This window comes from Dellaglioa sp. CoH-57-MRSF-16, assembly GCF_056782055.1.
Genome location: NZ_JBXAXZ010000076.1, coordinates 1 through 414, shown reverse-complemented (window position 1 = coordinate 414; position 414 = coordinate 1). Strand labels below are relative to the sequence as shown.

General features: G+C 53.1%; 1 protein-coding gene. It reads right to left on the bottom strand.

All coding sequences use genetic code 11. The features are described 5' to 3' along the window. Window positions 1-165: 165 nt before the first annotated feature. Window positions 166-414, bottom strand: a 249-nt coding sequence (locus AC1RPH_RS07930; RefSeq protein WP_481762045.1) for a hypothetical protein, incomplete at its 5' end; no start/stop codon positions are given.

The following is a 414-nucleotide window of genomic DNA, read 5'->3' as shown; positions in this document are numbered from 1 at the left end:
CCCATAAGTCTGGATTTGTGATATCCAGCGGATTGTAGTACCGATAATCGCGACCGTCGAAAATCTGGACGGCTACAGCGTCGCGTACCACGTGATCTCGATACAGGTATCCTCGAAATTTTGCCGCCCCTCGAATCAGGTCGAGTGATAGTTCATCATGCAGGTTCATTCTGGCTCCGCATCCGGGTAGTCTTCGGCATATTCGACATCTTTGCCGCTGCCGTCTTCGATAAATGTGCCACCTTCCTCGTAATCCACGGGATGGTAGCGGACCATGGTCGGCACCATGCCCATGAAGTAGGCAGTGTGAGCGATATAGCCGCTGCTGAGGCCACCCTCTTCACCCAAATCATGATCAGTTATGAACGCGGGCGCGTCGTAACTTGACCAATCACCTTCGATGCGTGTGCCTTC